This window comes from Sporosarcina koreensis, from assembly GCF_001531445.1.
GTDB classification, from domain to species: Bacteria; Bacillota; Bacilli; order Bacillales_A; family Planococcaceae; genus Sporosarcina; species Sporosarcina koreensis_C.
The window spans coordinates 1-24856 of the sequence record NZ_LQYA01000049.1 but is presented as its reverse complement, the minus strand read 5'-3'; the positions used below and the strand labels follow the sequence as shown (position 1 = coordinate 24856).

Annotated in this window: 28 protein-coding genes and 1 pseudogene; 23 read left to right on the top strand and 6 right to left on the bottom strand. The window is 45.5% G+C overall.

Features of this window, described 5'->3' with window-relative positions; translation table 11 throughout:
• Positions 1-11: 11 nt before the first annotated feature.
• The gene (locus tag AWV70_RS08145) at positions 12-287 is read right to left on the bottom strand and encodes an AbrB/MazE/SpoVT family DNA-binding domain-containing protein (protein ID WP_060205985.1); all 276 of its coding nucleotides are present in this window, start codon (positions 285-287) and stop codon (positions 12-14) included.
• A 479-nt stretch (positions 288-766) separates the two neighbouring features.
• Between AWV70_RS08145 and metG the strand changes: the two genes are divergently transcribed.
• From metG to spoVT, 18 genes are all read left to right on the top strand, one after another.
• A complete protein-coding gene (gene metG / locus AWV70_RS08140; protein WP_060205983.1) occupies positions 767-2728 on the top strand; it encodes a methionine--tRNA ligase in 1962 nt (653 codons plus the stop codon).
• 120 nt (positions 2729-2848) lie between these two features.
• Positions 2849-3619, top strand: coding sequence for a TatD family hydrolase (locus AWV70_RS08135; RefSeq protein ID WP_060205981.1), 771 nt, complete (start codon positions 2849-2851; stop codon positions 3617-3619).
• A 131-nt stretch (positions 3620-3750) separates the two neighbouring features.
• Positions 3751-4989: a G5 and 3D domain-containing protein gene (locus AWV70_RS08130; protein ID WP_060205979.1), complete on the top strand. Its 1239-nt coding sequence runs from the start codon at positions 3751-3753 to the stop codon at positions 4987-4989.
• A 185-nt stretch (positions 4990-5174) separates the two neighbouring features.
• On the top strand, positions 5175-5735 hold the full coding sequence (rnmV, locus tag AWV70_RS08125) for a ribonuclease M5 (RefSeq protein WP_060205976.1): 561 nt from the start codon (positions 5175-5177) through the stop codon (positions 5733-5735).
• Positions 5728-6612, top strand: coding sequence for a 16S rRNA (adenine(1518)-N(6)/adenine(1519)-N(6))-dimethyltransferase RsmA (gene rsmA, locus AWV70_RS08120; RefSeq protein ID WP_060205974.1), 885 nt, complete (start codon positions 5728-5730; stop codon positions 6610-6612). Before rnmV ends, rsmA begins: the two co-directional genes overlap by 8 nt.
• Positions 6613-6755: 143 nt before the next feature.
• Entirely contained in the window at positions 6756-7022 is a 267-nt protein-coding gene (gene veg / locus AWV70_RS08115; protein ID WP_060205972.1) for a biofilm formation stimulator Veg, read from the top strand.
• A gap of 129 nt (positions 7023-7151) precedes the next feature.
• Positions 7152-7337, top strand: a complete 186-nt coding sequence (locus AWV70_RS08110; protein ID WP_060205970.1) for a small, acid-soluble spore protein, alpha/beta type — start codon at positions 7152-7154, stop codon at positions 7335-7337.
• A 411-nt stretch (positions 7338-7748) separates the two neighbouring features.
• Entirely contained in the window at positions 7749-8615 is an 867-nt protein-coding gene (ispE, locus tag AWV70_RS08105; RefSeq protein ID WP_060205968.1) for a 4-(cytidine 5'-diphospho)-2-C-methyl-D-erythritol kinase, read from the top strand.
• Positions 8616-8672: 57 nt separating this feature from the next.
• Positions 8673-9506 (top strand): pur operon repressor, encoded by an 834-nt coding sequence (gene purR, locus AWV70_RS08100; protein ID WP_060205966.1) that lies wholly within the window; start codon positions 8673-8675, stop codon positions 9504-9506.
• The gene (locus AWV70_RS08095; protein WP_060205964.1) at positions 9503-9880 is read left to right on the top strand and encodes a RidA family protein; all 378 of its coding nucleotides are present in this window, start codon (positions 9503-9505) and stop codon (positions 9878-9880) included. The genes purR and AWV70_RS08095 overlap by 4 nt, the downstream gene beginning before the upstream one ends.
• Positions 9881-10103: 223 nt before the next feature.
• On the top strand, positions 10104-10388 hold the full coding sequence (gene spoVG / locus AWV70_RS08090; protein WP_060205962.1) for a septation regulator SpoVG: 285 nt from the start codon (positions 10104-10106) through the stop codon (positions 10386-10388).
• A 301-nt stretch (positions 10389-10689) separates the two neighbouring features.
• A complete protein-coding gene (glmU, locus tag AWV70_RS08085; protein ID WP_060205960.1) occupies positions 10690-12060 on the top strand; it encodes a bifunctional UDP-N-acetylglucosamine diphosphorylase/glucosamine-1-phosphate N-acetyltransferase GlmU in 1371 nt (456 codons plus the stop codon).
• A gap of 14 nt (positions 12061-12074) precedes the next feature.
• Positions 12075-13034, top strand: coding sequence for a ribose-phosphate diphosphokinase (locus tag AWV70_RS08080; RefSeq protein WP_060205958.1), 960 nt, complete (start codon positions 12075-12077; stop codon positions 13032-13034).
• A gap of 83 nt (positions 13035-13117) precedes the next feature.
• The gene (locus AWV70_RS08075) at positions 13118-13747 is read left to right on the top strand and encodes a 50S ribosomal protein L25/general stress protein Ctc (RefSeq protein WP_060205956.1); all 630 of its coding nucleotides are present in this window, start codon (positions 13118-13120) and stop codon (positions 13745-13747) included.
• A gap of 68 nt (positions 13748-13815) precedes the next feature.
• On the top strand, positions 13816-14379 hold the full coding sequence (gene pth, locus AWV70_RS08070) for an aminoacyl-tRNA hydrolase (protein ID WP_060206022.1): 564 nt from the start codon (positions 13816-13818) through the stop codon (positions 14377-14379).
• Positions 14380-14426: 47 nt separating this feature from the next.
• A complete protein-coding gene (locus AWV70_RS08065) occupies positions 14427-14675 on the top strand; it encodes an anti-sigma-F factor Fin (RefSeq protein WP_235588580.1) in 249 nt (82 codons plus the stop codon).
• Between the two features lie 73 nt (positions 14676-14748).
• Positions 14749-18282 carry a transcription-repair coupling factor gene (gene mfd / locus AWV70_RS08060; RefSeq protein WP_060205954.1) on the top strand — a complete coding sequence of 1178 codons (3534 nt, stop codon included), beginning with the start codon at positions 14749-14751 and terminating at the stop codon, positions 18280-18282.
• A gap of 88 nt (positions 18283-18370) precedes the next feature.
• A complete protein-coding gene (gene spoVT / locus AWV70_RS08055) occupies positions 18371-18907 on the top strand; it encodes a stage V sporulation protein T (protein WP_060205952.1) in 537 nt (178 codons plus the stop codon).
• Positions 18908-18968: 61 nt separating this feature from the next.
• On the opposite strand, the gene AWV70_RS08050 is transcribed toward spoVT, so the two are convergent.
• The gene (locus AWV70_RS08050) at positions 18969-19421 is read right to left on the bottom strand and encodes a hypothetical protein (RefSeq protein WP_160327638.1); all 453 of its coding nucleotides are present in this window, start codon (positions 19419-19421) and stop codon (positions 18969-18971) included.
• 253 nt (positions 19422-19674) lie between these two features.
• Here AWV70_RS08050 and AWV70_RS08045 point away from each other — a divergent pair.
• Positions 19675-19905 (top strand): annotated as a pseudogene (locus tag AWV70_RS08045) (stage V sporulation T C-terminal domain-containing protein); the annotation flags it as partial.
• 52 nt (positions 19906-19957) lie between these two features.
• On the opposite strand, the gene AWV70_RS08040 reads toward AWV70_RS08045, so the two are convergent.
• Entirely contained in the window at positions 19958-20284 is a 327-nt protein-coding gene (locus AWV70_RS08040; protein WP_060205948.1) for a type II toxin-antitoxin system PemK/MazF family toxin, read from the bottom strand.
• A 3-nt stretch (positions 20285-20287) separates the two neighbouring features.
• Positions 20288-20554, bottom strand: a complete 267-nt coding sequence (locus tag AWV70_RS08035) for an AbrB/MazE/SpoVT family DNA-binding domain-containing protein (protein WP_235588578.1) — start codon at positions 20552-20554, stop codon at positions 20288-20290.
• Positions 20555-20771: 217 nt separating this feature from the next.
• On the opposite strand from AWV70_RS08035, the gene mntA reads away from it, so the two are divergent.
• Both mntA and hepT read left to right on the top strand, forming a co-directional pair.
• A complete protein-coding gene (gene mntA, locus AWV70_RS08030) occupies positions 20772-21182 on the top strand; it encodes a type VII toxin-antitoxin system MntA family adenylyltransferase antitoxin (protein ID WP_060205946.1) in 411 nt (136 codons plus the stop codon).
• Entirely contained in the window at positions 21175-21585 is a 411-nt protein-coding gene (hepT, locus tag AWV70_RS08025) for a type VII toxin-antitoxin system HepT family RNase toxin (protein ID WP_060206016.1), read from the top strand. Before mntA ends, hepT begins: the two co-directional genes overlap by 8 nt.
• Positions 21586-21629: 44 nt before the next feature.
• On the opposite strand, the gene AWV70_RS08020 is transcribed toward hepT, so the two are convergent.
• Positions 21630-22322, bottom strand: coding sequence for an IucA/IucC family C-terminal-domain containing protein (locus AWV70_RS08020; protein ID WP_060205944.1), 693 nt, complete (start codon positions 22320-22322; stop codon positions 21630-21632).
• On the bottom strand, positions 22315-23139 hold the full coding sequence (locus tag AWV70_RS08015) for an ABC transporter ATP-binding protein (protein ID WP_060205942.1): 825 nt from the start codon (positions 23137-23139) through the stop codon (positions 22315-22317). The genes AWV70_RS08020 and AWV70_RS08015 overlap by 8 nt, the downstream gene beginning before the upstream one ends.
• Positions 23140-23314: 175 nt before the next feature.
• Between AWV70_RS08015 and AWV70_RS08010 the strand changes: the two genes are divergently transcribed.
• Both AWV70_RS08010 and AWV70_RS08005 read left to right on the top strand, forming a co-directional pair.
• The gene (locus AWV70_RS08010) at positions 23315-24301 is read left to right on the top strand and encodes an ABC transporter substrate-binding protein (protein ID WP_060205940.1); all 987 of its coding nucleotides are present in this window, start codon (positions 23315-23317) and stop codon (positions 24299-24301) included.
• Between the two features lie 38 nt (positions 24302-24339).
• Positions 24340-24856 (top strand): iron chelate uptake ABC transporter family permease subunit (locus tag AWV70_RS08005; protein WP_153009929.1); only part of this gene is annotated, 517 nt, incomplete at its 3' end.

The window sequence follows — 24856 nt, the reverse complement described above, 5'->3', positions numbered from 1 at the left end:
CACAATAATAATTAATTTATCTTTTCTTCGATCTCTTTAATGAGTTGTCTAGCGCCATCCGGGCTTAAAATCAGCTTTCCGTCAATAAGTTGCAAGTTATTGTCGGATACTTCACCTGTGATTGAACAAGTCATATTTGGCATGTATTTCTTCAAGATGATTTTGTCGTCATCGACATAGATTTCCAAAGCATCTTTCTGCTCGATTCCAAGTGTACGACGAAGCTCGATTGGAATAACGACGCGGCCTAACTCGTCGACTTTTCTCACGATTCCAGTAGATTTCATGACAAGAATTCCTCCTAAACGATTTAAATTTTCGTCAAAATTCGACATATTTCTCTTGTCTATCAAGTATCATACCAAGTCTTCCAATTAACGTCAATAAAACTCGCTTAATATTATGTGGAGAATAATAGATTAATTGAAGAAAAAGGGACTTTTGATAGTTGGACTTCGACGTATCGTTGGGGTATTTAGTAACCGATAATGAGTGGGGGTAGGGAAATAGAAGTGAAAGAGCATTTGAGCATTAGTAAGGAAATTTAGAAACACATGAATTATTGCGATTATGCTTATTTGGAGCGGTTTATGGGCGTTTGAAAGTGCTTATGCGTGAAATGTTACATTTATGAGCATTTGTGAGGATTTATGCATGCCTAAAGGGATTTAAGCGTAGATTGACAATTTTAAGCGTGTCTACATAGCGCTTTTGTTGAATTTTAGATAATATGGATAGTATAAATTGAAACACAGGAGGTATTTTGGTGGCTGAACAGCAAAAAACATTTTATATTACGACTCCTATTTATTATCCGAGCGGAAAATTTCATATAGGAACTGCTTATACGACCGTTGCATCAGATGCGATGGCCCGCTATAAAAGATTGCGTGGATTTGATGTGCGCTTTCTAACGGGGATGGACGAGCACGGACAGAAGATCCAGGAGAAAGCAGAGGAGGAAGGTCTCCCACCACAGCAATACGTAGACCGCATCGCAGATATTGCCATTGATCTTTGGAAACTGATGGACATCTCGTATGATGATCTCATCCGAACGACGGAAGAACGGCATAAAGCGGCCGTCGAGAAAATCTTCCAGAAGTTCCTCGATAATGGTGACATTTACAAGGGTGAATACGAAGGTTGGAAATGTGTCCCTTGTGAATCCTACTTCACAGAGGCGCAACTTGAAGATGGCAATTGTCCGGACTGTCATCGCCCAGTAGAGAGAGTTTCGGAGGAATCGTACTTCTTTAATATGAAGAAGTATGCGGACAGGCTTCTGCAATACTATGAAGATAATCCCTCCTTCATCGAACCGGAATCCCGGAAAAACGAGATGATCAATAACTTCATCAAACCGGGGCTAGAAGACTTATCCGTCTCCCGTATGTCATTCGACTGGGGCATTAAAGTGCCGGGAGATCCAAAACATGTCATTTACGTGTGGGTCGATGCATTGACGAATTACATTACTGCGCTTGGATATGGCTCTGATGATGAAACGCTATTCAATAAGTACTGGCCGGCTGACGTGCATGTCGTCGGGAAGGATATCGTCCGTTTTCATACGATTTATTGGCCGATTTTCCTTATGGCACTCGATCTGCCATTGCCGAAAAAGGTATTTGCCCACGGCTTCATTATGATGAAAGACGGCAAAATGTCGAAATCGAAGGGGAATGTCGTCTATCCTGAAATGCTCGTGGAGCGTTACGGACTGGATGCGACACGCTATTTCCTGCTTCGGGAATTGCCATTTGGACAAGATGGCACGTTCTCCCCTGAATCATTCGTGGAAAGAACAAATTACGATCTTGCCAATGACCTCGGAAACTTGTTGAATCGGACAGTTTCCATGATCAATAAATATTTCGATGGCGTCATTCCGACTGAAGGACTTGAGCCGACCGAATTCGACAGTGTGTTGCGTGACTTCACAACGAATGCGATTGGAAAATACGAAGCTTCAATGGAAAAAATGCAATTCAGTGTTGTCCTTTCTGAGCTATGGACGATCATCTCACGTACGAATAAATATATTGATGAAACGTCTCCGTGGGTTCTTGCCAAAGACGAAGCGGACAAAGGTAAACTGGCATCTGTCATGGCTCATCTTGCTGCATCGCTCCGACAAATAGCGGTTCTATTACAGCCGTTCATGACCAAGTCGCCGATTCAAATCATTGAACAGCTCGGTTTGGATGAAACAATGCTTGCATGGGAAACATTAGGTGATTTCGATGCGATTCCTGAAGGGACGAAAGTGGTCGAAAAAGGAGTACCAATTTTCCCTCGTCTAGATCCAGAAGTAGAGATCGTCTACATTCGCGACCAGATGGCAATTACGGCTCCGCAGGAAAAACAGGAGGAAGAGCCTGCTGAAGTTGTGGAGAAAACGGAAGAAATTACGATCGATGACTTCGCAAAAATCGATTTGCGTGTTGCGACCGTTCTTGCCTGCGAGAGAATTCCCAAAGCGGACAAGCTGTTGAAGTTCCAACTCGATTTAGGCAATGAACAACGCCAAGTCGTCTCTGGCATTGCAAAGTACTATGAGCCGGAAGAATTGATCGGTGAAAAAGTGATTGTTGTTGCCAATTTGAAGCCGGTGAAATTACGCGGTGAATTATCCGAAGGTATGATTTTATCGGGCGAGTCAAATGGCGTCCTGAAATTGGCAACCGTCGACCCTTCATTGGAAAACGGTGCAAAAGTTAAGTAAATAAAACGACGGCGTTTCCTTCCGAGACGCCGTCTTTATCTTTTAACCGATTTGTCACCATACTGTAACGTAAGACATCATCCATTGAAATAGAATGAAGTCTGTGAGGAGAGACGCCGAATGTATATCGATACTCATGTCCATTTAAATGCGGACCAATACGAAGAAGACGTAAAAGAAGTTATCCAACGCGCAATAGACGCAGGGGTCAATAAAATGGTCGTCGTCGGCTTCGATCGTGTGACGATCGAGAAAGCGATGGAGCTTGCTGAGCAATACCCGTTCATTTACGCGGTCATCGGCTGGCATCCTGTAGACGCTATTGATTGTACCGAAAAAGATTTGGAGTGGATTGAATCCCTAGCGGCGCATCCGAAAGTCGTAGGCATTGGGGAAACAGGTCTTGATTATTACTGGGACAAATCGCCAAAGGACATTCAGCAGGAATTGTTCCGCAAGCAGATCCGCCTTGCGCAAAGAGTCGATTTGCCCATCATCATCCATAATCGCGATGCGACAGGTGATGTCGTCAGGATTTTGAAGGAAGAGGAAGCCGGAATAACTGGCGGTATCATGCATTGCTATGGCGGAAGCGTCGAGACTGCGAAAGAATGTATTGATTTGAATTTCCTGATTTCACTTGGCGGCCCTGTCACCTTCAAAAATGCCAAAATGCCGAAGCAAGTCGCAACGGATATTCCGTTAGATCATTTATTGATTGAAACTGATGCTCCATACCTTGCACCACATCCTCATCGCGGCAAACGAAATGAGCCAGCGCTCGTCACGCTCGTGGCAGAGGAAATCGCCCGTCTGAAGGACATTCCGGTTGAAGAAGTGGCAAAACGAACGACCGAAAATGCTTTGAAGATCTTCCGTATTCCGAAGTAATGCGGAGGCTGATTGTACGGCTTCCTAATTGAATTCATCCATCATCAATGGGAAAAGTTGAAATCCTATTGGGTTGACACGTCGAAAAGGAAGCTATATAATTTGCCGAGTGATAAAGGAGGAGTTTTTTCATGATAAAAAGTACCATGAAAAATCTGTTCTCGATGTCATTGAGGAGTAAACAAATAGGGGTTGTTGCATTTGCATTCGCATTTGCGCTATTTGTTTCAATCATTTCACTTGTTCTTTACGAAGGATCTAAGAAATCGGTCACACTTCATGTGAACGATGAGCAAATTGAAATAAAAACATCTGCACATACAGTTGGGCAACTTCTATCCAGTGAGGATATCGAAATTGCCGAACGCGATCTAGTAACACCCTCAGTGAATACCCCGATCGAAGAAGGATTATCGATCAGGTGGGAACAGGCAAAGCAAGTAGAGATTCAAACAGGTAAGGAAACAGAAAAGATTTGGACGACGGAACGGAAAGTCGGCGATATTCTAGCCGCTGCCGGCATTGACCTTATGGAATATGATGTAGTCATGCCAAATCTGGATGAAAACCTCGGAGAAGATCTACAAATCAATGTTCAAAAAGCGTTCCAATTGACGCTTATCGATGGCGGAAACGAGAAACAAAGATGGTCAACTTCGACTACGGTCGCTGACTTTTTAAAGAGAGAGAACATTCAATTGAATGAACACGACAAACTAAATCGAAAGGCGGACGGATTCGTGAAGCCCGGTTCGATAGTTGAAGTCGTGCGGGTAGAAAAGGTCACCGATGTAGTGGAAGAACCAACAAACTTCGCAGTCGTAACAAAAAGTGATGCCAAATTGCTGAAAGGACGCGAAAAGATTGTCCAAGAAGGCAAGAAGGGGTCTGTTGAGCGCAAGTTTGAAATTGTCAAAGAGAATGGCAAGGAAGTATCTCGTACGTTATTGAGCGAAAGAGTCATTGAGGAACCGCAAAAGAAAATTGTTGCGGTCGGTTCCAAAGTGGTAGTGGCAAGCGCCTATAATAAAAAATCGAATGTCGCCGTATCCCGCGGCAGCTCTTCAGCACCATCCGGCGGGAAGGAATTCTATGTCACTGCGACTGCTTACACTGCGCACTGTAATGGTTGCACAGGAAAAACGGCAACAGGCATCGACCTGCGAGCCAACCCGAATCTGAAAGTCATCGCAGTAGATCCCAGCGTGATTCCGCTCGGCTCCAAAGTATGGGTTGAAGGATACGGATACGCCATCGCAGGAGACACTGGCGGCGCAATCAAAGGGAAAAAGATCGACCTTCATGTACCGACAAAGGCGGCAGCATACAATTTTGGCCGTCGTACAGTGAAAATCAAAGTGATCGACTAATTTCATAGCAGTCATGTTTTTCCGCATCGATCCGTGGGGCTAACCAGTCCTGCGGTTTTTTTCATGATTTCACATAATTATTGACTTAACGAACAAATCGAACCCAATGCTATTCGATTGCCTGTACAATGGCCGCAGCAACACGTAAAATTAAACAAACGTAACCTAACGAAATGAGGGGCATCGTGAATATAAAGGAAATTATTGTCGTTGAGGGAAAATCGGATACAGTTGCTATCAAAAGAGCGACAGGGGCGGATACAATCGAGACGAATGGGTCGGCGATCGACGAAAAGACGTTGGATAAAATCCGACTTGCTCAGGAAACACGAGGGGTCATCGTATTTACCGACCCCGACTTTCCGGGTAGAAGAATCCGCTCCATCATCGAAGAACGGATTCCAGGTGTCAAACATGCATTTTTGCATAAATCGAAAACAATCGCGAAAAACGGGCAAGGACTCGGCATCGAGCATGCGAAAGATGAAGATATCCAAAGAGCACTTAAAGCGGTCTACTCCGTCGATGTCAAACCTATCGAGGAGATACCTCTTCGCGTACTGCTTGAGGAAAGGCTTGTTGGACATCCCGACGCGAAAAAGCGGCGGGACAGGGTAAGCGAAATACTGCAAATCGGACAAGTGAACGGCAAAGGTTTGAAAAAAAGACTTGAAATGTTCCGGATTGGGCAACATCAATTAATGGAGGCATTGAAAGTCCTGCACGAGGAGGATGGCCATGAATAGGGATATTGCAACACCCATTAGAACGAAGGAAATTTTAGAGAAGCATGGGTTTTCATTTAAAAAGAGTTTAGGGCAAAACTTTTTGATCGACCCAAATATTTTACGTAATATCGTTTCGCATGCTGACTTGACGGACAAGACGGGTGTCATCGAAATTGGTCCGGGCATCGGGGCATTAACGGAACACCTTGCAAGGACTGCGGGCAAGGTCGTCGCATTTGAAATCGATGGACGCCTTTTGCCTGTGTTGGAAGATACATTATCGCCGTATGACAACGTCACGATCATCAACCAGGACGTTCTTGAGGCAGATTTGAATAAAATCGTCGAGGAGCAATTCAGCGAATATGACGATATTGTCGTCGTAGCGAATCTCCCTTATTATGTGACGACGCCAATCATTATGAAATTTTTGCTCGGAAAAGTTCCGATCCGCGGGATGGTGATCATGATGCAGAAAGAAGTGGCCGATCGCATCACGGCATCCCCGAGCACGAAGGCATATGGATCACTGTCGATTGCGGTCCAATATTACATGGATGCCGAAGTTTCGATGATTGTGCCGAAAACGGTGTTCATCCCGCAGCCGAATGTCGAATCGGCGGTATTGAAGTTGACAAAAAAAGCGGAGCCGCCTGTGGACGTGAAAGACGAGGACTTCCTGTTCGCAGTGGCGAGGGGTTCATTCGTCCAAAGAAGGAAGACGTTGCTGAACAATCTGCAGTCCTCCTTGCCAGATGGGAAGGCGAAGAAGGAGCAGATTCTAAAGGCATTCGAGCGGATTGGCATGGATTCGGGCAGGAGAGGCGAGACATTATCCATTGAAGAGTTTGGGGAGTTGTCGAACGCCCTGTACGAAGAGTTCAAAAAATCGTAATAACAGATGCGTTTTTTGGCTGTATCCATCGAAAAAAGCAAAAAAAGAATTGACAGTGACAACGTTTTACTGATAAAATTCTTCTTTTAATTGACAGAACTTTTTAAAAGTGTTATACTAGTATCCAGTGAGGTGTAAGCGACGTGCCAAAAACATTAGCGGACATTAAGAAGTCATTGGATGCTCACCTGGGGAAACGTTTGCACTTAAGAGCAAACGGCGGCCGTAAGAAAACGATTGAACGTGCCGGAGTCCTTCGTGAGACGTATCGGGCAGTTTTTGTTGTTGAACTGGACCAGGATGAAAATGCTTTTGAAAGGGTATCTTACAGCTACGCGGATATTTTGACTGAAGCAGTCGAAATAACAGTTCTGGATGACGGAGACGCCACTGCGTTCATCGTCAAATAGTTTTTTATAGCAATCAATGTATTGTTTTTTATTAAAAATGCCTATGCCTTCCTTTACGGAGGCGCATAGGTGTTTTTTTATGCCCATTGCTCATACTAGAGTTGTCAGTCGATAAGGAGGGAAAACCTAATGGCGAGAAGGCGTAGTATAATGTCTGAGCACTTGAAGGAAGAGATTGCGAAAGAGCTTGGCTTTTACGATGTTGTTCAGCGGGAAGGTTGGGGAGGCATCAAATCGCGTGACGCCGGTAATATGGTGAAACATGCCATTCAGATGGCTGAGCGTGGAATGGCGGAAAGACGGAACGACAGCTAAGATCCACCCATCTCATGAACGACTGACAAAGGAAGAGCTGCACGGATGTCGTCACAGACGCCGTGCAGCTCTTTTCTGTCAGGTGGAATCTATGTCTCCGGTCAAATAAAGTTTAGTGGAAAAAGCTGTTATCAAATCTTCATTCGTATAAATATCGATTATTTCCTCACGGTTTTCGGTTATTTCCCAGCATATATCAATCAAATCGAAAGGAATATCAATTATTTCCCGAAAGTTATCGATCATTTCCCAAGATGTATTGTCATTTTGGTACTTTCAACTCAATCATTTCAGAAAGATTTCTGTCGCCTTTAAGTAGCCACTCTTCGCATTTGTAATTTTTCAGGATGAAATCCATTCGCCCTGTGGTAAAATAGGGAACAATGACAAGCTTGGAATGGAGGGGGCTGGATGTTATATGAGAAAGCACCTGCAAAAATCAACCTGACACTCGATGTCCTACATAAACGCCCCGACGGTTTTCATGAAGTGGAAATGATCATGACGACAGTCGATTTGGCTGACCGCGTCTGGCTTCGCCCATCGGATGACGGGCATATCAATATGAGAGTGTCCGAACGGTTCGTGCCGAATGACCGGAAAAATCTAGCCTATCAAGCAGCGGACCTATTGAGACGAAAATTCGGCATCCGCGACGGTGTCGAAATAATGCTCGACAAAAAAATTCCGGTTGCCGCAGGTCTTGCAGGCGGCAGTTCTGATGCCGCAGCAACACTGCGCGGACTAAACCGGCTATGGAAGCTGCAGCTGAGTGCGGACGAATTAGCGGATATCGGCGCAAAAATCGGATCGGACGTATCATTCTGTGTTCACGGAGGGACGGCGCTTGCGACAGGGCGCGGGGAGCGGATACAGCATTTACCGGCACCACCCAACTGCTGGGTCATCCTCGCAAAGCCTTCCATCTCTGTTTCTACGGCGGATATCTATCGGAATCTCGATGTCAATTCCATCAAGCATCCCGACACAGCAGGTATGCTCGAAGCGTTGCATTCTGGGAATTACGAAAAGATGTGCGCATCCTTGGGCAATGTTTTGGAACCTGTGACGATGAAAATGCACTCGCAGGTCGTCGTGTTAAAAGAAAAAATGGAACAGTTCGGTGCAGATGCGGTATTGATGAGTGGAAGCGGACCGACCGTATTCGGATTCGTCAGGCAAGAGGCCAGAGTGTCGAGGATCTACAATGGATTAAAAGGCTTTTGCAAGGAAGTCCACGCAGTCAGAATGACAGGGGAACGTTTTCTTCTTGATTAAAGACGTACAATTATGATATTGTACGAATAAAACATTCGGATTTAGGGGTTGTTAATCATGAAGTGGAAAAGGAGCGGAAGACTCGTCGATATGACGCGTCACCTATTAGAAAATCCTCATACACTCATACCGCTCACTTTCTTCTCCGAGCGCTATCAAGCGGCCAAGTCATCCATCAGTGAAGATTTGACGATCATCAAGGAAACGTTCGAAGAGAATGGGACAGGCAAACTGATGACTGTATCGGGAGCTGCTGGAGGGGTGAAATACATTCCGCTAGTCTCTGAAACGGAAGTTCGTGAAGTGATGGCACTTATAAAAGAGAATCTTGGTCGGTCGGATCGCTTGTTGCCTGGCGGCTATTTATATATGACGGATTTTTTAGGGGATCCTAAAATGATGGATCGCATTGGAAAAGTATTTGCATCCGCATTCGGAGACACAGAGATTGACGTAATCATGACGGTGGCGACAAAAGGCATTTCGATTGCCCACGCGATAGCACGCCATTTGAATGTCCCGGTCGTCATCGTCCGAAGGGACAGCAAAGTGACGGAAGGATCTACTGTTAGCATCAATTATGTGTCCGGTTCTACACGTCGTATCCAGACAATGGTATTATCAAAAAGAAGCATGAAAAGCGGCAAAAGGGTATTGATCACCGATGACTTCATGAAAGCCGGCGGAACGATGGCCGGTATGAAGAACCTGCTCGAGGAATTCGACTGCGAGCTTGCGGGCATCGCTGTTCTAGTAGAGGCGGAACATGCAGAGGAAGTCCTCGTTGACGATTATCTCTCTTTGGTTAAATTACATGCAGTGAATGAGAAGGACCGCACAATCGAACTTGAAGAAGGCAATTATTTCATGAAGGGTGGAAAAACGGAATGAACTACGTAGCTACAGAAAACGCGCCGAAAGCAATCGGACCTTATGCACAAGCAGTGAAAGTGAACGGATTGGTATACACATCCGGACAACTGCCGATGACACCGGATGGTTTGCTCGTCGAAGGAACGATCGAAGAGCAGACGAACCAGGTCTTTGCGAACTTGAAAGCTGTATTGAAAGAAGCAGGATCTTCTCTTGAGCAAGTCATCAAGGCAACTGTGTTCATCAAGGACATGAACCAATTCGCAGCATTGAATGATGTTTATGCACAACATTTCGGTTCGCACACCCCTGCGCGCTCGACTGTTGAAGTAGCAAGACTGCCGAAAGATGCGTCAGTTGAAATCGAAGTCATCGCCCTTGCTGGTGAATAAATAGAACAAGTCTTTTAAACAGGTGAAGGAAAGCAATGCTTTTCCTTCATCTTTTTTATGCTGAAAAAGGCTACACAAAAGTTTTTTAGAAAAAGTTTGAAAAAATAAAAGGGAAATGCTTACTTTTGTAGAATGTAAATTGATGAGCAATGGAATGTTAAAAAGCGCTGGGGAGTCTCTGGCGCCCGGAGCTAGATGAAATAACAAAGGGAGTGGGGAAATAATGGAGGTAACAGATGTAAGACTGAGGAAAGTTGAGACGGACGGCCGAATGAGGGCGATCGCATCGATTACCTTGGATGGTGAATTTGTTGTGCACGACATTCGTGTCATTGAGGGGAATGACGGATTGTTTGTCGCGATGCCGAGCAAACGAACACCAGAAGGGGAATTCCGTGATGTCGCACACCCAATCAATACATCGGCAAGGATGAAAGTCCAAGAAGCCGTCCTGACTGCGTATCATATGGTCGAGGAAAAAGGAGTGCTGGAAGAAGCAGGAGCGTAAGTTAGAGGGAAAGGCACCAAAGAGGCTGTACAGAAGTCAGTAGATATTGACTTTCTGTGACAGCTTTTTTGTTGTCTTAGCATTGAATCAAAAGCCGCCGAGCGCCCAAAGCAGAAGGTTCCACACTCAAAAAAGGGGTAAAGGACGACCCTTATTATAGGCAATTCCCACTTTCATGCACAAATAAAAAAAGAAACGAACAATATTAAAAGAATTATAGCCTGTTGTCAAGTGGGTATAGTTGAAATTTATATTATTTTCGGCTATAGTCAATAATGAAATTATGGATGGAGGCCAGCAAATGACGAATACATATGCCATCGTCCTAGCTGCAGGGCAAGGGACGCGGATGAAGTCCGATTTATATAAAGTATTGCATCCTGTCTGTGGAAAACCGATGGTCGAACACGTTGTCGACCATATCCTCGGAATCGGCGCGGATAAAATCGTAACGATTGTCGGCCATGGCGCAGAGATGGTAGAAGAAACACTCGGTGCCAAAAGCGAATATGCCCTTCAGGCAGAACAGCTCGGCACAGCGCATGCCGTTCAGCAGGCAGAGGACCGGTTAGGCGAACTCGAAGGGATTACGCTCGTCGTCTGCGGAGATACACCGCTCATCAAATCGGAAACGATGCAAGCATTGATCGCACACCACTCCGACACGAAGGCGAAAGCGACAATCCTAACCGCGCATGCTGATGATCCTACAGGCTACGGCCGCATCATCCGGGATCAGCAAGGAAACGTCCTGCGCAATGTCGAACATAAGGATGCCTCTCAGGAAGAGCGGAAAGTGACCGAAATCAATACGGGGACATACTGCTTTGACAACCGTGCACTGTTCGAGGCTTTGAAAAAAGTGAAGAACGACAATGTGCAAGGTGAATACTATCTACCTGATGTAATTGGCATCCTAAAGGCTGAACAAGCACTGGTCTCCGCCTATGTAACCGACGATTTCAGTGAAACAATCGGCATTAACGATCGAGTCATCTTGTCGGAGGCGGAAAAGGTGATGCGTCAACGAATTGCAGAATCTCATATGCGAAACGGCGTGACGATTATCGATCCGGGCAGCACGTATATTAGCGCGGATGCCAAAATCGGCAGGGATGCAGTTCTTCAACCAGGCACGATGATCGAAGGACAGACGGTCATCGGGGATAAATGTATCATTGGACCGAACAGCCATATCGCCAACAGCGAAATTGGCGAGTCTACAACCATCCATTCGTCAGTGGTACGGGACAGTACGATCGGTTCCGGTACGACAGTAGGCCCGTTCGCACATATCCGTCCGGAATCCAAACTCAGCGACAATGTAAAAATCGGCAATTTTGTCGAAGTGAAAAAGTCAATGTTAGGAGAAGGAAGCAAGGTTTCCCACCTCAGCTATATCGGCGACGCGGAAGTCGGCACACAAGTCAACATCGGCTGCGGAACGATCACGGTGAATTACGATGGGAAAAACAAGCACCAAACAACAATCGGCGATAACGCGTTTGTCGGCTGCAACTCCAATTTGATCGCACCTGTAAAAGTTGGCAAAGGCGCTTATGTAGCGGCTGGATCGACCATTACAAAAGATGTACCAGAAAGTTCACTTGCAATTGGGCGCGCGCGACAGGAGAATAAAGAAGGATACGCAACAAAATTAAATCTTAACTAACCAGGGGGACCATGATGGCTAATCATTATCCTAATGATAAACTGAAGATATTCTCTTTAAATTCAAACGAAACACTTGCACAGGAAGTAGCGGACGAAATCGGACGCCCACTCGGCAAGTGCTCCGTCAAACGTTTCAGTGACGGAGAAATTCAAATCAATATCGAAGAAAGTATCCGAGGTTGCGATGTTTTTGTCATCCAATCAACCTCCAACCCAGTCAATGATAATCTGATGGAGCTCCTCATCATGATTGACGCATTGATGCGCGCATCAGCCCGTACGATCAATGTTGTTATGCCTTATTATGGCTATGCACGCCAAGACCGCAAAGCGCGTTCCCGTGAACCGATCACGGCGAAGCTCGTAGCGAACTTGCTTGAAAAAGCGGGTGCGGACCGTGTTATCGCAATCGATTTACACGCGCCACAAATCCAAGGCTTCTTTGACATTCCAATCGACCATCTCGTAGCAGAGCCGATCCTAACGGAATACTTCAAAGGAAAAGGCTTGGAAGGCAACGAACTCGTCATCGTATCTCCGGATCATGGCGGCGTTACACGTGCACGTAAAATGGCAGACCGTATGAAAGCGCCAATTGCAATCATCGACAAACGCCGTCCGCGTCCGAACGTTGCCGAAGTGATGAGCATCGTAGGGAACGTCGAAGGAAAAACAGCAATTCTAATCGATGATATCATCGATACTGCCGGAACGATTACAATCGCTGCGAACGCGATCATCGAGAATGGCGCAAAGGAAGTGTACGCTTGCTGTACGCATCCAGTGTTGTCCGGCCCTGCCATCGAAAGAATCGACAATTCACAAATTAAAGAATTGGTCATTACGAATTCAATCGAACTGCCGGAAAGCAAAAAGTCTCCGAAAATCAAGCAATTGTCGATTGCGAAGCTTTTGGGAGAAGCAGTTAAACGTGTATTTGAAGAAAAATCTGTCAGCACATTGTTTGAATAAGCAAGTCAGTTAGTTTCATGTCGTCTGATTTTGGGTATTTCAAGAGATAGAATATACTTTTTTCAGGAAAGGTGACTACGCAAATGAGTACAGCAATTCAGTCGAAACCAAGAGAAACAAAAACGAGATCAGCTTTGACAGCATTACGAAAAGACGGGTTTATCCCATCGGTTGTTTATGGATATAATACAGAATCTACACCGATTGCCGTAAAAGAGGGCGATCTACTGAAAACGTTGCGTGAAGTTGGACGCAATGGTGTCATCAAGCTCGACGTCGATGGCAATCAATTGAACGTCGTATTGAACGATTTCCAGGAAGATGCTTTGAAAGGCGATATCCGCCACGCGGACTTCCTCGCAATCGATATGTCCGAAGAGCTTGAAGTTGATGTTACGGTACATCTTGTCGGTGAATCCGTCGGCGAGAAAGAAGGCGGTGTCGTACAGCAACCGAACCGTGAAGTGACAATCAAAGTCAAACCATCGGATATTCCGGAGTCGTTCGAAATCGATATATCCGAAATGCAAATCGGCGACACATTGACAGTCGCAGATGTGCGCGGGAAATCGAAGTTTGAAATTATTACGGATGATGAGTACGCACTCGTTACCATCTCCGCTCCACGTTCCGAAGAGGAATTGGAAGAGCTTGACGCCGATACAGGCGCTGCGGATGCAGAGCCGGAAGTCATCGGTGACAAAGAGGAATAATAATGGTTGGAGCGCACGTGCAAAGCGTGCGCCCTTTTTATAATTTATTCAAAAGGAAGATACGCATTATGAAAATGATTATCGGACTCGGAAACCCGGGGAAGCAATACGAGAAAACCCGGCATAACGTCGGATTTCATGCAATCGATGAATTGGCCCGTCGACTAGATGCACCCGCTATGCAACTGAAATTCAACGGCGCTTATACGATCATCCACCGCCCGGAAGGAAAAGTGATGCTCGTTAAACCTTTGACATATATGAATCTCTCCGGCGAATGTGTCGGGCCGCTCATGGATTATTATGACGTGGAGCTTGAAGACATCGTCGTCCTCTACGACGACCTGGATCTTGCTCCCGGCAAATTGCGATTGCGTCAAAAAGGAAGCGCTGGCGGCCATAACGGCATGAAATCATTGATTGCCCATCTTGGCTCTGATTCCTTCAACAGGATACGCATCGGTATCGGCCGTCCCACTGGCGGCATGAAAGTGCCAGACTATGTACTGTCCCCATTCAGCAAGGAAGAACAGCCGCTTATTGAAGAGATGGTGGAAAAAAGCGCTTCTGCCTGTATGGATTGGCTTAAAAACCCGTTTTTAGAGGTAATGAATAACTATAATGGCTCATAAGGAATAATCATCGGCTCCCTAGCCTATACTTTGTTAAAAAGGGGCCGATGGAACAGATGAAATCGAAAGACATTCGTTATTCATGCAGACATTGCAACAGCGAGGTCGGCAGCATCCCGCTCTCATCTGCCGAAGAGATCATCCGTGAACTGCAGAAGGCGGAAGAAGGGCAAGGCGAGCGTTTCTTGGAATATGATGAAAATGGTTCGATGACGGTTCGTTGCATTTGTGAGCAATGTGAACAGTCAATGCGAATGAATCCGGATTACTATGCATTACGGAAATGGATACAATAGAATTTCTGCTTTGGCGTTTCGTACGCGCAAAGCTTTTTTCACTTCAATTACAGCAAAGCGAGGAAAATAATCATTGGATGCGCTCATAGATTTATTTCTACAAGACAAAGAGATTACTAAAGTAGTTGAGGAGTTGAAAACAGGACAGGACCGTCAATTGCTGGCGGGCCTATCGGGCGGTGCAAAGGCTGTCCTTTTTAAGACTGTCCACCAATCCGCAGAGAAGCCGATTCTGATCATCACTCCCAACATGCTGCAAGCACAACGTACATACGAAGACCTTGTGAAGATGCTCGGCGATTCACTCGTTCATTTGTATCCGGCAGAGGAATTGATCGCTGCCGATTTTTCCGTGTCCAGTTATGAACTGCGCGCGAGCCGGATCGATACGCTCGACCATATGGCGCGCGTCGGCAAGGGGATTTATATTACGCCTGTTGCGGGAATGAAAAAACTTCTCCCTCCGAAAGAAAGATGGCTTGATAATTCCTTATCTGTCCATCTGGATGACAGCATTGATGTAGACGTATGGATGCGGAAGCTTGTGGAAATGGGCTATGGAAGACAGGAAATGGTAACCGCGCCGGGCGATTTCGCTCTAAGGGGCGGCATTTTGGACGTGTATCCATTAAATATGGAAAACCCGATCCGAATTGAGCTGTTCGACACGGATGTCGACTCCATCCGGGCATTTTCCGCAGAGGATCAGCGCTCGACCGATAAACTGACAGAAGTGACGATCCTTCCCGCAACGGAATACGTGTGGGACGTTTCCGAACTATCGCAGATCGCCTCGAACTTGGAAGAAGCCCTTCGAACAAGCTTGAAGCGGATGAAGAACGAAGAAGCGAAAGAATCACTGACAATGAACATCACACGGGATATCGGACTTTTGCGCGACGGCATCACTCCGGAAGGGATGATGAAGTATGTATCATTTTCGGACAGGGTTCCATCCTATATTGGTGATTATTTTCCGAAAGACGGTATCGTCCTATTTGACGAAATCGGAAGGATCTTAGAAGTATCTACCTCCCTTGAAAGCGAAGAGAAGGAATGGTTTCTGACGCTTCTTGAGGATGGAAAAATCGTTCATGATGCGAAAATATCGTTTTCATTCGAAGAGATGCACAAAATGCTCGATCAGCCGAAGTCATACTTATCGTTGTTCGTCCGAGCGGTGCCGGGCATCGTCCTGAAAAAAACCGTTTCATTCTCCTGCAAGCCAATGCAGGAATTCCACGGGCAGATGAACTTGTTGAAAAACGAAATGGAGCGTTGGCAGCAAGGGAAATACAATGTCTTCGTCGTTGCCGATGGCGAGGAACGGATGAAGAAAGTCCAATCGATTCTAAGAGATTACGAGATGGATGCGGCATTGAACGGCAAGCCGACTGAGGCAGGAGCGATTTCCATCATCGAAGGGGATCTATCCGCGGGGTTTGAATTGCCGTTCCAACGTCTTGCAGTCATTACGGATGCCGAGCTATTCAAAGGGAAGCCGAAAAGAAAAGCCCGTCCGCAGAAAATGACGAACGCGGAGCGCATCAAAAGCTATTCGGAAATAAAACCCGGCGACCATATCGTCCACGTCCATCACGGAATCGGTAAATATTATGGCGTCGTGACGCTCGAAGTGGGCGGTGTCCATAAAGACTATCTCGATATCCGCTATCGCGGAGAGGACAAACTTTTCGTCCCTGCCGATCAAATTGATCTGATTCAGAAGTATGTCGCTTCCGGAGAGAAGGAGCCGAAACTCCATAAACTCGGCGGCGCTGAATGGAAAAAGACGAAAAGCAAAGTATCCTCTGCAGTCAAGGACATCGCAGATGATCTGATCAAGCTCTATGCGAAGCGCGAAGCTGAAAAAGGGTACGCGTTCTCTTCAGACGACGACTTGCAGCGTTCCTTTGAAAATGCGTTTCCATACGACGAGACGGAAGACCAGCTCAGATCCATTGCTGAAGTTAAACGCGATATGGAGCGGGAGCGTCCGATGGATCGGCTCCTTTGCGGGGATGTCGGATACGGGAAGACGGAAGTGGCGATCCGGGCTGCGTTCAAGGCGGTTGCGGACGGCAAACAAGTCGCTTTCCTTGTGCCGACGACAATTCTTGCCCAGCAGCATTACGAAACGATGAAAGAGCGGTTCTCCGGTTTCCCGGTTGAAGTGTCGCTATTGAATCGTTTCCGTACGCGGAAAGAGCAGACGGAAACGTTGAAAGGACTGAAGGCCGGCACGATCGATATTGTCGTCGGCACTCATCGACTCCTTTCCAAGGACGTCGCGTATAAAGATCTCGGTCTGCTTATCGTCGACGAAGAGCAGCGGTTCGGCGTATCGCATAAGGAGAAGTTAAAACAACTGAAAACGAATGTGGACGTCCTCACATTGACGGCGACGCCTATACCACGGACATTGCATATGTCGATGCTTGGCGTACGGGATCTGTCCGTCATCGAAACGCCTCCAGCGAACCGTTTCCCGGTCCAGACATATGTCATGGAACATAACTTCGGTCTTGTGAGAGAAGCGATTGAGCGCGAACTGGGGCGTGGTGGGCAAGTATTCTACCTATACAACCGCGTTGAAGACATGACACGCAAAGTCGATGAAATCAAGCAGCTCGTACCGGAAGCGAGGGTCGCCTTCGCGCACGGACAAATGACCGAATCGACGCTTGAATCTGTGATTTTGAGCTTCCTGGAAGGTGAATACGACGTCCTCGTCACGACGACGATTATCGAGACAGGCATCGATATTCCGAACGTCAATACGCTCATCGTCCATGATGCGGACCGGATGGGCTTATCCCAGCTGTACCAGCTGCGCGGACGGGTCGGACGGTCGAACCGTGTTGCGTATGGTTATTTTCTCTATCAGCGGGACAAAGTATTGACAGAGGTTGCGGAAAATCGCCTGCAGGCAATCAAGGAATTTACGGAGCTCGGATCCGGATTCAAAATCGCGATGCGGGACTTGTCGATTCGCGGAGCCGGAAACTTGCTCGGCTCCCAGCAGCACGGCTTCATCGATTCCGTCGGTTTCGACTTGTATTCCCAAATGCTGCAGGACGCAATTGAAGAGAAACAGACAGGCATCGTAAAATCGGAAATTCCAGATGTCGAGATTTCTTTGCCGGTCAATGCCTATTTACCGGATTCGTATATTAAAGATGGATTCCAAAAGATTCAAATGTATAAACGGGTGAAAGCGATCGAAAGCGTGGAGGATTACTCTGAACTTGTCGATGAGATGACAGACCGGTTCGGCGATCTTCCGTTAGAGGCAGACCTATTGCTTCGTGTGGGGAGGATAAAAGCATGGGGCCGTATGGCAGGCGTCGAATCAATTAAAAAACAGCGTTCTGTCATTGAAATCCGTCTAACAGAAGAAGGGACAGCCAAAACAGATGGAGCTAAAATCGTTTCGGAATCAATGGAATTCGGCCGTGCTGTCGGTTTTACAATGGAAGATGGAAGACTGATCATCACGGTGGATGAACGCCATACAGGCAAGAAAACCGAATTCGATGTGCTAGAAGAGATGATGCGGATTTTACAATCGTCGATCAAAGAGCCTTCACCAGCAGATTCCGTCTAAAGGAACTGTTGCATAAAATGTCCAAGCATGATGCATACTATATCCGAACGGAAGACGGTTTTAATTTTTGGAAAGTGAGGCATCATGCATGAAAGCAACAGGAATCGTGCGCAGAATTGATGATCTGGGTAGGGTGGTCATCCCGAAAGAGATCAGACGGACGCTTCGCATACGTGAGGGCGATCCGCTTGAAATCTTCACCGACAGGGATGGCGAGGTTATTCTAAAGAAATATTCTCCTATTTCCGAGCTCGGTCAATTTGCGAAAGAGTACGCAGAAACACTATACGAAACCCTCGGAACACCCGCCCTGATCAGTGACAGGGATGAAATGATCGCCGTATCCGGATTATCGAAAAAAGATTATTTGAACCGCCAATTGGCACCGGACGTGGAAGACATTTTAAAGGGCCGCACCATCGTTACGGAAAAGCTTGAAAAGGCAGTGGAATGGGTGCCCGGACAAGTCGAGCAAGTGAAATCCTACTGCATCGCCCCAATCGTAGCGGGCGGGGACACAATCGGCGCCGTCTATTTACTATCGAAAGTCCATTTTATCGGAGAAGCCGAACAAAAAGCAGCCGAAACTGCAGCACATTTTTTGGCGAAACAAATGGAGCAATGAAAAACAGCCTGCACGCACCGAGAAGAATCGGGGTGGGTGGGCTGTTTTTTTGCAATACAGTTCATTGCTTTATCTTCATTTGACCTATAAAATTTAGAACTTCGTTTATCCAATCGAAAATGGCGGTTTCTCTTTCTGTTTGGTCTATATCTTTAGGTAAAATCAGCCATTGAAGTTCAATTGGCAGTTCATGATTTTTTTCTCTAAGACGAGTATTATGAATTGCCTCCTCATCAAAAAAGAACAATTCTTTGTCGTTTGCAGCCGTTTGATAGACGCGTGTGGAATATTTTTTGCCATTAATAGAAAGTTCATAATGCCCACGTGCAAAAGGTCGGCATTGAATATGATGGCCCTTTAATTTGGAAAGGGAATACTCAAATGCTTGAAAATGTGCTTCATTAATCAAAAACTCTTCCAAGTAATATTTATTGTCCACATGCTTATTCAGATTGACATCGTAAACATCGTACATAAAAAGAATTTCTGGGTGTCGTGAAACTTTCTTGTTCAATATGTTTCCCTCACATCTTGCAAAAGGTTTAAGGCGTTCCTTCACTAAATAGTCAATATTATTATGGTCTAAATCACATCCATAACTTAGAAGGAATACAGTCTTCAAATTACTCAGCACCCCATTTTGGCAAACTGTTATGATATAACTTGATATTACCATAGTGTTCTACAAAATTATCATCTCTTAAATACCAGTGCCAGTTTGTTATATTTGCAGCCGTTGTAAATAATGGAGTTACACCCTATGCGAAACCCTCGGAACACCTGCCTTGTTCAGTGACAGGGATGAAATGATCGCCGTATCCGGATTATCGAAAAAAGATTATTTGAACCGCCAACTGACACCCGATGTGGAAGAAGTATTGGCAGGCCGCACCCTCATCATCGAAAAACTTGAAAAAGCGGTCGAATGGGTGCCCGGCCAAACCGAGCAAGTGAAATCCTACTGCATCGCTCCAATCCTGTACCAGCATTTTTTATAGTTGTAGATCGCAATGAAAAAAGGTAATTCCCAAATCTCGGAAATACCTTTTTTCATAAAAATGTTCTGATCTTTTTTAAGCATAGTTCAATCACATCATCAGGAACTTTTTCTTTTATTGTTGCATTTCTAGCACGAAAATCTAGATTTTTCAATTGATCAAGGATTACTACACCTTCAACTTCTAAACCCTCAGGCAAATGAACATGAAAGCCCCATTGTCTTGTTGTATTGCTTATCGGACATACAGATGCATAGCCGGTTGTTTCATTGAATCTCTTAGGGGATAATACAATCGCAGGTCTTCTCCCAGCTTGCTCTCTACCCGTTTGAGGATTGCAATCCAAGTAAATAATATCTCCTCTGTCTGGAATTTGCATCTGTTATATTTCTTCCCTTCCGGCAGGCTCACTAAAAAACTCCTGGTGGGGGTTGCCACCTTCACATTGTGCTAGTAATTCTTCCAACGTGAACTCATTTTCAACAGGTCTAATGATGATTCTTTCACCATCATCTGAGATCTCTAGTTGTGTACCATTAACGACACCGTATTTCTTTGCTATCCTTTGGGGAATACGAACGCCTATACTTCCTCCCCATTTTTGTGCAGTCGTCGTCATAGCCAACACCTCTTTTTTATTCGTTTCCACAATGATATCTCCTCCAGAATCGTTTGTATATATTTATATATATTCCCCTGTTCGTTAAAAAAATACACTTTTCTACTATGATTGCGTTAAAGCAGCAACGGGTCAAGGATACTTAATCCTTTGAACTGGCATGGGTTTGAACCCTCACGGCTGATGTGATTCTCGAAGTGCAGTTTTTTCCATAAACACTTATACTATTTGTAAGGCGGTGATATGTGTGCTAACAAATGAAATTAAAGAACAACTTATTGAAAAGGTAAAGCAAGAAGTCAATCCAGCTTTCATTATCCTTTTTGGCTCTTTTGCAAAAGATACGGTACGCGAAGAGAGTGACATTGATCTTGCTTATTTCAGCAACAAGCAACTATCATCTTATGATCGTTTTCTGCTATCAAATGAGCTTGCCTTAATAGGCGGGCGAGACGTGGACTTAGTTGATATTAAAGAAATTGATACGGTTTTCACGATGCAAATCTTTGCACAAGGCATTCCTATCTATTTACAGGATGAAAATGAATTTATCCGTCAAAGAATGAGAGCCTATAGTATGTATGCAACATTAAATGAGCAACGTGCCGTGATTATAAATGACATTAAGGAAAGGGGTAGCGTATATGGAGATGAATGATGTCATTTTAAACAAAACGACAACGATTGAGCGCTGTTTGAAACGTATTCATGAGGTGTACGAAGGGAATCCTGAAAATTTAACAGATTTCACGAAACAAGATAGTATCGTGTTAAATATCCAACGTGCTTGTGAAGCAAGTATTGATTTGGCTATGCATGTAGTGAGCGAGCGAAAACTAGGCGTTCCAAAAACGAGTCGTGAAGCATTTAAGCTTTTACACGAAGCGGGTTTGATTGAAGCAGATCTTGCAAAAACATTAATGAATATGGTTGGCTTCCGCAACATCGCTGTTCATGATTACCAAGCTTTAGAACTTGATATTTTAGAATCGATAATAAATAAACATATAGATGATTTTAAACAGTTCACAAAGGTGTTTTTGCAGTTGGGAAATCAATAAAAAACAGCCTGCACGTACCGGAAAAAACGGTATGGTAGGCTGTTTTATGTTCTATTTAACGGGCAATATGGACACTTCTCCGTATCTGGCAGTTCCTTTAACAAGCAGCAAGTCGTCCGTTTGTAATTTGCCATGGCTTCAAGCGGTTCTTCATTCTGCAAATACTGTTTAAAGGGCGAGCGTCTCATATGCGGTTTCCATGGTTCATCATCCACTAGGAAATCGAGGTCACTTTGTGCAGCAGGGTTCTCTTCGTTGATAAGCATTGAATACATCCATAGCAAATAACCCCATACATTCTCCCACAGGATCAGTTTGGAAATATGCGCGCGCTTGCTCATATATTCGGTGACTGGATGTCCGTGCTGTCCGAGAAGGGAAAGGATCGCTTCGTGCCGGTCATGGACATCCTTGAATGAATCCGGCGGAATGGAAAACTGTATCGTCCCGTTATCGATGAATAAAGAGATGTCTTCCAATTTGCCGGTATAGAGCAGGTTGGACTTGCTGAGCATATGGAACAGCCCCGCCATGAAGAAACCGTGTCTCCTCATATAAACGGAAGCTGCTACGGCATCAGTCGGCGCGCCGGTTAATGCTTGAATTTCCAAAAACAATTCAGCTGTCGCTCTTTCCGACAAGATCGCTTGGGCGTTCGTAAATGCATCAGACTGCCTGTTCAGAAACACGCCAAACCGTTCCAACGATGCAATGTGCTCGTCGTTCAGCTTAGGCACCTGTATTGCTCCTTACTTGCTGCACGACACAGCGTCCACGACCGTACGGAACACAGTGCGGCGTTCCGAAAAGGGGATCCGTCGATACTTGGCATTCCATGCCGAACACCGCGCGGACGAGGTCGCAAGTGATAATATTTTCAGGTCTTCCTTGTTCGTAAACCCCGCCGTCTTTAATGGCGACAATATTATGGGCATAACGGGAAGCTAAATTCAGGTCATGGAGCACCATGATGATCGTGCGGCCTTTTTGTTCATTCAACTCGAACAAGAGATCCAAAATTTCGATTTGGTGCGTCATGTCAAGATATGTCGTAGGCTCATCCAACAGAATGACGTCCGTATCTTGGGCAAGTGTCATGGCAATCCATGCACGCTGGCGCTGGCCGCCCGATAATGTATCGATCGCCTGGTCGCGAAGGTCGCTAATTTTCGTTGCTTCCATCGCTGCCTCGACCTTCTTCGTATCTTCCGTAGTCCAACGGGAAAGCCATGATTGGTGAGGATAACGACCTTGTTTAACGAGGTCGTGAACCGTCAATCCTTCCGGTGAGACGGGACCTTGGGGAAGGATGCCCATCTTTTTCGCGACATTGCGGGAGGACATGGAATGGATATCTTTCCCTTCCAGCAAGACCGAACCGTCCGAAGGCTTCAACAAACGCGCAATCGAACGGAGCAATGTTGACTTTCCACAACCGTTGCTTCCGACAAAGACGGTGATTTCACCACGTGGTATCGCCAAATTCAAATTCTCAAAAAGAAGATGATCTTGGTAGCCGATGGATAGGTTTTTTGTATTTATAGTAGGGTGCATACTAGAATGCCTCCGTTTCATTAATCCTAAAATAATGAACTCAATACTAAGAAGCATACCATATTCTCAACCAATTGAGAATGATAATCATTTATTTGTTGAAAACACTTTACAAATGACAGTCGAAAAGATTACACTACTAACTGATAATGATTATCAGTGTGGAGGGAAATACATGAATAGATCTATGAAAGCACTTTTATTGCTGGCTCTTAGTGTGATTTTGGTGGCCGGTTGTTCATCAAAGAAAACAGAAGATAAAGGCGCGGGCGGCGAGTCGTCTGAAAGCAGTGTAACAATTGTCGGTTCGAACGGCGAAGTAACGCTTGATAAGCCTGCGAAGAAAGTTGTCGTTCTTGAGTGGACGTATGCAGAAGATCTGCTTGCACTGGGCATGCAGCCTGCGGGTATGGCGGATATTCAGGAATACCACAACTGGGTGAATATCGATGCGGAATTGAATGATGATGTCGTTGACGTCGGTGGTAGGCAAGAGCCGAATTTGGAAGCGATTGCTGCAATTGAGCCGGATTTGATCATCGGGGTCAGCTTCCGTCACGATGCAATGCTAAAGGATTTGGAGAAAATTGCTCCGACGGTCATCTTCAATCCGTATCCAGAAGACGAGTCAATTGATTTGTACAAAGAAATGACGACGACCTTCAATGAAATTGCGAAAGCGGTAGACAAGAAGGACGAAGCTGATAAAGTGATGGCGCATTTAGATGAGAAGTATGAGGAAGCGAAAGCTGAAATTGAGAAAGCTGACCTGAAGACAAAAGATGTCATCTTGACGCTTGCTTACACGGGTCCACAAGCTCCTGAAATTCGCGTTTTCACACCGAATTCCATGGCTTCCCAAATCCTCGAGAGGATTGGCTTGAAAAACGTGCACGTGCCGGATCAATTTGAAGTATTCGGATCGAGCACATTCAATGTCGAAGGGTTGACGAAGTACGAGGATGCAAACTATTTGTATTCAGTTCAAGATGAAGACAATGTATATGAGAAACAATTGAAAGATAATGCTGTTTGGAAAAACTTGAACTTTGTCAAAGAAGATCGATTGTTTGATCTTGGTGGAGACACTTGGTTATATGGAGGTCCGCTATCAGCCGAAACATTGTTGAATCAAATCGTCGATACGATGGTCAATAAATAATGGCGGGAAAGTCTTCAGGGAAAAGATCGTTGTTCGTTATGATCATCGGTCTTTTCCTGTTGGTCGTTTTATCCTTTATTCATCTGACACAAGGTCAAGCCGATTACACAGTTTCCCAACTTTTGAAGGAGGTTTGGGTAGAGGGGCGCATCCAAGATATCGTGCTTTCCCTCCGGCTTCCGCGTTTGGTAATCGGCATTTTAGCGGGTGGTGCGCTCGCTGTTGCGGGTGCCATTTTACAGACGTTGACGAATAACCCGTTGGCGTCTGCAAGCACGCTTGGCATCAATGCCGGGGCTTATTTCTTTGTCGTCGTTTCGATGATCTTCTTTCCATCAATCCTTGGGGATTTTCCTTTTTTAGTTGCATTGGCAGGCGCGGTACTTTCTTCCGTACTCGTTGTTGTCCTGGCAGGGAAGCAGATGGAGCCAGTACGCGTCGCCTTGACGGGGATGATCATCTCCTTGCTGTTTGCTTCCATGACAGGCTCGTTGCAGCTGTTGTTCGAGAACCAGACGAACGGCCTCTTTTTATGGGGATCGGGTACGCTTGTGC

Excerpts from the sequence above, each read along its gene's own strand:
- AWV70_RS08130 (WP_060205979.1), top strand. The coding sequence starts at position 3,751 with ATGATAAAAAGTACCATGAAAAATCTGTTCTCGATGTCATTGAGGAGT.
- pth (WP_060206022.1), top strand. The coding sequence starts at position 13,816 with ATGAAAATGATTATCGGACTCGGAAACCCGGGGAAGCAATACGAGAAA.
- rsmA (WP_060205974.1), top strand. The coding sequence starts at position 5,728 with ATGAATAGGGATATTGCAACACCCATTAGAACGAAGGAAATTTTAGAG.
- AWV70_RS08015 (WP_060205942.1), bottom strand. The coding sequence starts at position 23,139 with ATGCACCCTACTATAAATACAAAAAACCTATCCATCGGCTACCAAGAT.
- spoVG (WP_060205962.1), top strand. The coding sequence starts at position 10,104 with ATGGAGGTAACAGATGTAAGACTGAGGAAAGTTGAGACGGACGGCCGA.
- AWV70_RS08075 (WP_060205956.1), top strand. The coding sequence starts at position 13,118 with ATGAGTACAGCAATTCAGTCGAAACCAAGAGAAACAAAAACGAGATCA.
- AWV70_RS08065 (WP_235588580.1), top strand. The coding sequence starts at position 14,427 with ATGGAACAGATGAAATCGAAAGACATTCGTTATTCATGCAGACATTGC.
- purR (WP_060205966.1), top strand. The coding sequence starts at position 8,673 with ATGAAGTGGAAAAGGAGCGGAAGACTCGTCGATATGACGCGTCACCTA.
- AWV70_RS08135 (WP_060205981.1), top strand. The coding sequence starts at position 2,849 with ATGTATATCGATACTCATGTCCATTTAAATGCGGACCAATACGAAGAA.
- AWV70_RS08080 (WP_060205958.1), top strand. The coding sequence starts at position 12,075 with ATGGCTAATCATTATCCTAATGATAAACTGAAGATATTCTCTTTAAAT.
- AWV70_RS08040 (WP_060205948.1), bottom strand. The coding sequence starts at position 20,284 with ATGCAAATTCCAGACAGAGGAGATATTATTTACTTGGATTGCAATCCT.
- AWV70_RS08110 (WP_060205970.1), top strand. The coding sequence starts at position 7,152 with ATGGCGAGAAGGCGTAGTATAATGTCTGAGCACTTGAAGGAAGAGATT.
- hepT (WP_060206016.1), top strand. The coding sequence starts at position 21,175 with ATGAATGATGTCATTTTAAACAAAACGACAACGATTGAGCGCTGTTTG.
- spoVT (WP_060205952.1), top strand. The coding sequence starts at position 18,371 with ATGAAAGCAACAGGAATCGTGCGCAGAATTGATGATCTGGGTAGGGTG.
- AWV70_RS08145 (WP_060205985.1), bottom strand. The coding sequence starts at position 287 with ATGAAATCTACTGGAATCGTGAGAAAAGTCGACGAGTTAGGCCGCGTC.
- AWV70_RS08095 (WP_060205964.1), top strand. The coding sequence starts at position 9,503 with ATGAACTACGTAGCTACAGAAAACGCGCCGAAAGCAATCGGACCTTAT.
- glmU (WP_060205960.1), top strand. The coding sequence starts at position 10,690 with ATGACGAATACATATGCCATCGTCCTAGCTGCAGGGCAAGGGACGCGG.
- ispE (WP_060205968.1), top strand. The coding sequence starts at position 7,749 with ATGTTATATGAGAAAGCACCTGCAAAAATCAACCTGACACTCGATGTC.
- AWV70_RS08010 (WP_060205940.1), top strand. The coding sequence starts at position 23,315 with ATGAATAGATCTATGAAAGCACTTTTATTGCTGGCTCTTAGTGTGATT.